Annotated in this window: 7 protein-coding genes and 1 tRNA gene; 4 read left to right on the top strand and 4 right to left on the bottom strand. The window is 48.4% G+C overall.

The annotated features are described in order from the left end of the window. From Q0338_RS00130 to Q0338_RS00115, 4 genes are all read right to left on the bottom strand, one after another. The coding region (locus Q0338_RS00130) for an MATE family efflux transporter (protein ID WP_298085001.1) at window positions 1-1,154 on the bottom strand (1,154 nt) is incomplete at its 3' end. Further along, complete coding sequence (locus Q0338_RS00125; protein WP_298085000.1) at window positions 1,151-1,819, bottom strand: DNA alkylation repair protein; 669 nt, start codon at window positions 1,817-1,819, stop codon at window positions 1,151-1,153. The genes Q0338_RS00130 and Q0338_RS00125, both read right to left, overlap by 4 nt. Before the next feature lie 129 nt (window positions 1,820-1,948). Next, window positions 1,949-2,686 carry a TerC family protein gene (locus tag Q0338_RS00120; RefSeq protein ID WP_298084999.1) on the bottom strand — a complete coding sequence of 246 codons (738 nt, stop codon included), beginning with the start codon at window positions 2,684-2,686 and terminating at the stop codon, window positions 1,949-1,951. Between the two features lie 295 nt (window positions 2,687-2,981). Next, window positions 2,982-3,056: transfer RNA gene (locus Q0338_RS00115), tRNA-Glu, on the bottom strand. A 69-nt stretch (window positions 3,057-3,125) separates the two neighbouring features. Between Q0338_RS00115 and Q0338_RS00110 the strand changes: the two genes are divergently transcribed. From Q0338_RS00110 to Q0338_RS00095, 4 genes are all read left to right on the top strand, one after another. Next, window positions 3,126-3,605, top strand: coding sequence for a hypothetical protein (locus Q0338_RS00110; protein WP_298084998.1), 480 nt, complete (start codon window positions 3,126-3,128; stop codon window positions 3,603-3,605). Beyond that, on the top strand, window positions 3,602-4,441 hold the full coding sequence (gene nfo, locus Q0338_RS00105; RefSeq protein ID WP_298084997.1) for a deoxyribonuclease IV: 840 nt from the start codon (window positions 3,602-3,604) through the stop codon (window positions 4,439-4,441). The genes Q0338_RS00110 and nfo overlap by 4 nt, the downstream gene beginning before the upstream one ends. After that, a complete protein-coding gene (locus Q0338_RS00100; protein ID WP_298084996.1) occupies window positions 4,442-5,689 on the top strand; it encodes an OmpP1/FadL family transporter in 1,248 nt (415 codons plus the stop codon). It begins immediately after the preceding gene. A gap of 9 nt (window positions 5,690-5,698) precedes the next feature. Beyond that, a partial coding sequence (locus Q0338_RS00095; RefSeq protein ID WP_298084995.1) for an AMP-binding protein occupies window positions 5,699-6,913 on the top strand: 1,215 nt, incomplete at its 3' end.

Below are 6,913 nucleotides of genomic sequence, written 5' to 3'. Positions count from 1 at the left end.
AAAACAAAAACCGCCGCGGGTCTTTTTACGCCTTGAAGCGTCGAGCCGGAGAGATTTATGAGTGCGTAGCCTATAAAAGCTAGCGAATTTACCGCAAAATAGCTCCTTGCCGCGCTCACTACTTCGGGCATCTCGTCAAAAAACCCAACCAAAATCCCGCCGAGCCCAAGGCAAAAAGCCGCTGCAAAAATGCAGTAAAACGCTAAAAATTTGACCGCATAGGCGTAGCAGCCGCGCACTCTGGCGTATTCGCGCGCGCCGAAGTTTTGCGATACTATACCCAGCACAGCCGATGCGATGCCCGTTGTCGGCAGCATTACGATCTGCTCGATACGAAGAGCTAGGCCATAACCTGCGACCGCGTGCGTGCCGTAGCGGCTGATAAAGTGCATGAGAACGAGCCCGCCAAGCGACATCGAGAGGTAGTTTAGGCACGCGGGTAAGGCTTGGGCTAAAATTTTGCGGTAGATGGCGAGCTCGGGAGCAAACGAGCGTAAATTTAAAAAATTTATCATGCCCGTTTTTGCGACTTTGACGCCTAAAAAAAGCGAACCAAGGAGCTGCACCGAAGCCGTCGCCAGCGCTATCCCGCCGATACCCAGTCCGCAAAAATCCACGTAAAAAAAGCAAAAGCCCAAATTTATAAAAAGTCCCGCAAAAAGCCAGTTTCGCAGGCTCTTCGTGTCGCCCGTAGCCACCAGCACGCCGTTTAGCGATTTTATGAGTAAGAAAAACGGCGAAGCAAGAAATATCACGCGGTTATACGCCATGGCTTCGCGCAAAAACTCCTCGTTCGCGCCTAAAATTTTAAGCAGATGCGGCGTGAAAATAAAGCCGAAAAGCCCCATAAAAAGCGCGCAAAGAAGCACGAAAAACACGCCCTTTGCGGCATAAATTTTAGCTAGACGGTCCTTGCCTCCGCCAAGTGCGTTGCCCACAAGCGCCGTTAGCGCCGAACCAAAGCCAAGCCCCACGCCCACGACGCTGATATAGAGCAAAAAACTCATCGAAAAGCCCGCCAGCGCCTGCGTCGAGATGCGCGCGGCAAAAAACACGCCCGTCACGTTGTAAAGCGTGTTAAAGCTCATCGCGACGCCCGCGGGCGCGGCTAGGCGCAGCACGAGCTTGTTTATGGGCTCTTTTGTGAGATTCACTTGATTTTGAGCTCCAAAAGCGCGTCTTTTACGTCTTTTGGCACGCGGTAGCTGTCGCGGATCTTTGAGATCGTTTTGTTGTGGGTAAATTTACTCAGTCGCCCGCTCTCTAGCAGCTCTCGCCCTGCGCCGTCAAATTTGATAAAAACCTCGGCTAAACACCAAGCCGCCGCCATTTGCACGTAGTATCGCTCGTCCTTTTCCTCGGCGCAAATTTCAAAAAATCGCTCGAGAGAAAGCGCCCCAAAATTACGCATAAAATAAACGTAGAAAAATCGCTTTTCGTATTCTAAATTTGAGCCTAGAGCCTGCTTTAGCAGCGCATCTACGTAGCGCGCCTCGGTAAATTTAGGCTCAAAGCCGTCCGTCACCGCCCAGTTTGGCATCGTTTTGATAAACTCGCTAGCTAGCTTAAATTTAGCTTCGTCGTCTTTTATGAGCATTATCAAAAAGCCCTTTAGCATAAACTCCTCGTGAAAAAACGGCTCGTATTCGGCGATCTGCTTTAAATTTAGCCGAGCGAAATTTCGCTTTGCCAGGCGTCTTAGCTCGGGAGTTTTTACGCCTAAAATTTCGGGGTTTTTGATGAGTTTTTGTGAAAATGCCGCTAGCTTTTTACTCCTAAGCCCCTCTAAAATCTCTAAAAATTCGCCTTTTACGTCCACGCTAGCTCCTTTGCTTTTTAAATTTACCGCTCAAATTCGCCCCGTTTAAATTTGACGCCTCAATAACAAAAGCCGAAGCGTCAAATTTGCCGTCCTGCGCGCCTAAAAGCAAATTTTAAAGGCTCAAATTTACTTTTGAGCCTCTTGCGCGCGCTTTGCCGACTTTTTGCGAGCGTAGATGTTGATGAGCTCCACGCCCAGAGAAAACGCCATCGCAAAATAAATGTAGCCCTTAGGCACGTGCAGTCCGAGCCCCTCGCCCACGAGCGTAAAGCCAATCAGGATCAAAAACGCAAGCGCGAGAATTTTGATCGTCGGGTTGTTATCGACGAAATTTGAGATGCTCTTAGACGCGAACATCATCACGCCCACCGCAAGCATCACGGCTAGGATCATGATCTCGATGTGATTTGCCATACCCACCGCGGTGATGACGCTATCGAGCGAAAAGACGATGTCAAGCACGGCGATCTCGGCAATAACGACCCAAAAACTCGCATGCCCTTTGCTCGCCGAGTGCTCCTCGTGCTCGCCGCTGACGCTTGAGTGGATCTCGAGCGTGGACTTGCCGATGAGGAAAAGTCCGCCTAAAATCAGCACCAAATCGCGCCCCGTGATCGTAAAGTCAAACACGCTAAATAGCGGCTTGGTAAGCTTCATAATCCAAAATAGCGAAAGCAGTAGCGCAATCCTCGTTAGCATCGCAAGCGAAAGCCCTAAAATGCGGCCTTTGTCGCGCTGCTCGGGCGGGAGCTTGCCGACTAGGATCGCGATAAATATGATGTTATCGATACCAAGCACGATCTCAAGCCCCGTTAGCGTCACGAGCGACAGCCACGCCTCGGGCGAAAAAATCCAATCGAACATTTTTTTCCTTTTTTATAAATTAGGGCGCGATTATAGCCAAAACGGGTTTAAATTTGATTGAGCGGGCGGGCGCAGGCGTTTGGCGATCAAATTTTACGATTAAATTTGGCTGGTTTTTGTTTATTTGGCGGAGATTAAAATTTGACGCGATAAAATTTTGGTTTACAAAATACGGCGCAAACGGTTTTGTGGTTAAATTTTAGAAAATCTAAATTTAATAAAAATTATCTTAGATAAAGGGTGTTTAAGCGATAAGCGGATAAAATTAAAATCTTTTGTGAAATTTAAAATGAAGTGGTGACCCCTACGAGACTCGAACTCGTGTTACCGCCGTGAAAGGGCGATGTCCTAACCGCTAGACGAAGGGGCCACAAATTAGCGGAAATGGGATTTTACATTAAAGATAATAAAAAACAGCTTAAATTAAGGATAAAAAATTATGAAAAAATTTTCTAAATTTGCTTTGAGTGCGCTTGCATGCCTCGCGCTTGGAGGCTGTGCCGCGCTACAAAGCCAAAAATCATCAGACAAATTTACCGTCACCATCCTCACTCCGCCGCTAAAAATCAACGACGTGGGCTTCCTACACAAAAGCGCAAATCAGCTAAATTTGCAAATTTACAGCTCGGGCGTAAATACGGTAAATCTCAAAATAAACGACAAAATTTGTATGAACGGCGCGTGCTTTGAGAAAAAAGAATTTAACAAAAAGTTCTTTTTAGAGGAGAGATACGACGACTTTTTCGCGGAAATTTTAGAGCGCAAGCCGCTGTATGACGGCGTAAATGTAATGACAAATTCGTGCGGTTTTATACAAGATATAAGTAAATATTCAATAAAATACGAAGTTTGCGGTAAAAATATCAGCTTTTTCGACGCTAAAAACCGCATAAAAATCATCATAAAAGAGCTTCAATGAAATTTATCGGCGCGCACGTCAGCATCGCGGGCGGCGTAGAAAACGCTCCGCTAAATGCGGCAAATATCGGCGCAAACGCCTTTGCGATGTTCGTCAAAAATCAGCGCCAATGGGAGGCCAAGCCGCTAACCCCAGAAAATATCTCCAAATTTAAACAAAATTTAAAAGCCGCCGGCATCGAGCCCAGGCACGTTTTGCCGCACAACGGCTACCTTATAAATTTAGGCCATCCAAGCGCCGAGCAGCGCCAAAAGTCCATTAACGCCTTTTTGGACGAAATTTACCGCGTAGAAGCGCTCGGTCTAGTGATGATAAATTTTCATCCAGGCTCGTATCTAAATGAAATTTCGCCCGAAATTTGCCTAGAAAATATCGCAAACTCGGTAAATTTCCTGTTAGAAAATAGCCAAAACGTAAAGCTAGTCATCGAAAACACCGCAGGTCAAGGCTCAAATTTGGGCTTTAAATTTGAACACCTAGCCTATATCATCAAACGCTGTACCGATAAAAGCAGGATCGGCGTGTGTCTCGACACCTGTCATACATTTGCCGCGGGATACGACATCAGAGATGACTACCGGCGCGTGATGAGCGAATTTGACGAGATAGTCGGGCGCGAGATGCTGTGCGGCATGCATCTAAACGATACGAAATTTGACCTAGCCAGCAAAAAGGACCGCCACGAGAGCCTAGGCAAGGGCTTTTTGGGCTTAAAAACATTTGAAAATATCATAAACGACCCCCGCACGGACGATATCCCGCTAGTTTTAGAGACGATCGACGAGAGCATCTGGGCGGACGAGATAAAAATTTTAAGAAACTTTAAAGGAGAATAAATGAGAAAATATATCGGCGTTTGCCTAGCGGCTTGCTGCTGTCTAAATGCGGCGGGCTTTAAAATCCCGGAGCAAAGCGGCGATAGCATCGCGCTTTTAAACTCAAACGTCGCGACGAGCTTCGGTCCCGACGCAGCCTATAACAACCCGGCAAATATGATATTTCTAGACGGCGGACACTACCTAGAGAGCTCGCTAACCTACCTGCGCATGTCAAAGACGAAGTATAGGCACTATAACGGCGACAAACTCACCTCCAAAAGAGCGAACGCGCTCGTACCTACGTTTCACTTCGTGACGCCGCAGTTTGATGACTGGCGCTTTGGCCTATCAGTCGTCGTGCCTGCGGGAATGTCGATGAGATGGGACGAAAGACTACCTAAGGCCACTTCTAAAAAATTTGATCTAAAAGTGATCGAGGTAAACCCTAGCGTCGCCTACGCGCTAACCGATAACATCGCGCTAGGTTTTGGCCTGCGCGCCGTTTACGCTAGAGGAGAGGCCGTGCAGGAGGTCTCAGGCGCCCTACCCGCCTCGCAAGACATCAAAGGCGACCGCATAAATTTCGGCTACAACGCGGCAATCACCTATAAACCGACTTCAAATTTGAGCCTAGCGGCCACCTACCGCTCAAAAGTAAATATGAATCTAAAAGGCGACACCGACATCAGCGCGCCGGCGCATCCGAGGGGGGCATTTCCGAGCGGCTCATATAGCGGCAGCGCAAAGCTATCCGTACCGCTACCTGCGAGCTTAAATTTAGCCCTATCGTACAAAATCGCAAATACCACGCTGCTATTTGACTTTGAGAGAACCTATTGGTCGGCGTGGAAAGAGCTTGACTTCAACTACCCTGGCGCCTCGGCCGCTCACTACCGCAACCCGTTTTTTGCAGCATTTGATGCGTCCAAAAAACGCGACTGGAAGGACAGCAACGCCTACCGCATCGGCGTAGCGCACGACGCTACGGATAAACTCCGCCTAATGGGTGCAGTTACGTTTGACGAAGCAGCTTCTAGGGCCGATACTACGGGCTTTGACCTGCCAGATACCAAAGCCGTCATCTACGCAGCGGGCTTTAACTACAAATTTACAGACGCTTTGGAGCTTGGAGCTAGCTACTTCTACCAAGACAGAAAGGCGCGCGACGTGAGCTACTACTCAAACGCGTCAGGACTCTATCCAAACGGCAAATTTGAACGTGGCAATGCTCAGGCGATAAATTTGAACGTAAAATATAAATTTTAAGGCGCGACCATGAACTACCCTTACGAAAATTTCGAGGATATGCTAAACGCCGCAGTAGGTAAAAACGGCGGCGGTATCGCGATCTATACAGAAACTAGCAAGATTAGCTACAATCAGCTACGCGCAAACGCCTTTACGCTGGCTGCATTTTTGCAAGGTATGGGCATAAAAAAAGGCGACCGAGTCGCGATGATCGTAAATAACTCGCCCGAGTTTATAGCTAGCTACTTTGCCATCACGCTTCTTGGCGCGATTGCAGTGCCGATAAATACCTTTTTAAAATACGAAGAATTCGAATACATCATAAACGACTGCGGGGCAAAATTTCTATTCGCCTCGGTCGAACTCGCAAAAGAGATAAAAGGGCTAGATAGCAAAACGGCGATAAAAAAGATCGTCTGGATCGGCGATAGGGCCGAATTTGACGGAAACAATATCGCCTACGCGCACGCGCTAAACTGCCGTATAGAGCTAAATTTGACCGACCGACCGAGTATCGACGACCTAGCCCACATCATCTACACATCAGGCACCACGGGCAAGCCAAAGGGCGCGATGATCAGCTACCGCAACCTCATCTCAAACGTCCAGGGCGCGCACGAGGTCTTTCACGTACGCACGAAAGATAGATTTGCCGTGTTTTTGCCGATGTTTCACAGCTTTACCCTCACGGCGATGGTGCTGCTACCGATATTTTCGGCGTGTTCGCTTATTTTAGTAAAGTCCATTTTCCCGTTTTCAAACGTCCTAAAACAAGTCCTGCTCAAGCGCGCGACCGTATTTTTGGGCGTGCCCGCGATCTATACGGCTATCGGCAAAGCTAAAATCCCGTGGTATTTTCGCTGGTTTAACTGCATTAGGATTTTCATCAGCGGCGGAGCGCCTTTGGCCGAGCAGACTATTACCGACTTTCGCGTTAAATTTCCGCGCGCAGTGCTGATAGAGGGCTACGGCCTTAGCGAATGCTCGCCTATCGTATCGGCAAACACGCTACAAAAACAAAAAATCTCAAGCGTCGGCTTGCCGCTGCCGGGCTACGAAGTAAAATGCATAAACGACGAGATGATGGAGCTACCAGCAGGCGAGGTCGGCGAGCTAATCGTAAAAGGCGACTGCGTGATGCAGGGCTACCTAAATATGCCCGACGCCACCGACGAGACGATCGTAAACGGCTGGCTACGCACGGGCGACCTCGTTAAGATCGACGAGGAGGGCTATATCTTT

The organism is uncultured Campylobacter sp., assembly GCF_938018145.1.
Lineage (GTDB): Bacteria > Campylobacterota > Campylobacteria > Campylobacterales > Campylobacteraceae > Campylobacter_A.
Note: the sequence above shows the minus strand (reverse complement) of the source record. Positions and strands in the feature narration are given on the sequence as shown.

What these genes read in the sequence shown, in the direction of transcription:
- Q0338_RS00110 (WP_298084998.1), top strand. Translation starts at nt 3,126, where the DNA reads ATGAAAAAATTTTCTAAATTTGCTTTGAGTGCGCTTGCATGCCTCGCG.
- nfo (WP_298084997.1), top strand. Translation starts at nt 3,602, where the DNA reads ATGAAATTTATCGGCGCGCACGTCAGCATCGCGGGCGGCGTAGAAAAC.
- Q0338_RS00100 (WP_298084996.1), top strand. Translation starts at nt 4,442, where the DNA reads ATGAGAAAATATATCGGCGTTTGCCTAGCGGCTTGCTGCTGTCTAAAT.
- Q0338_RS00120 (WP_298084999.1), bottom strand. Translation starts at nt 2,686, where the DNA reads ATGTTCGATTGGATTTTTTCGCCCGAGGCGTGGCTGTCGCTCGTGACG.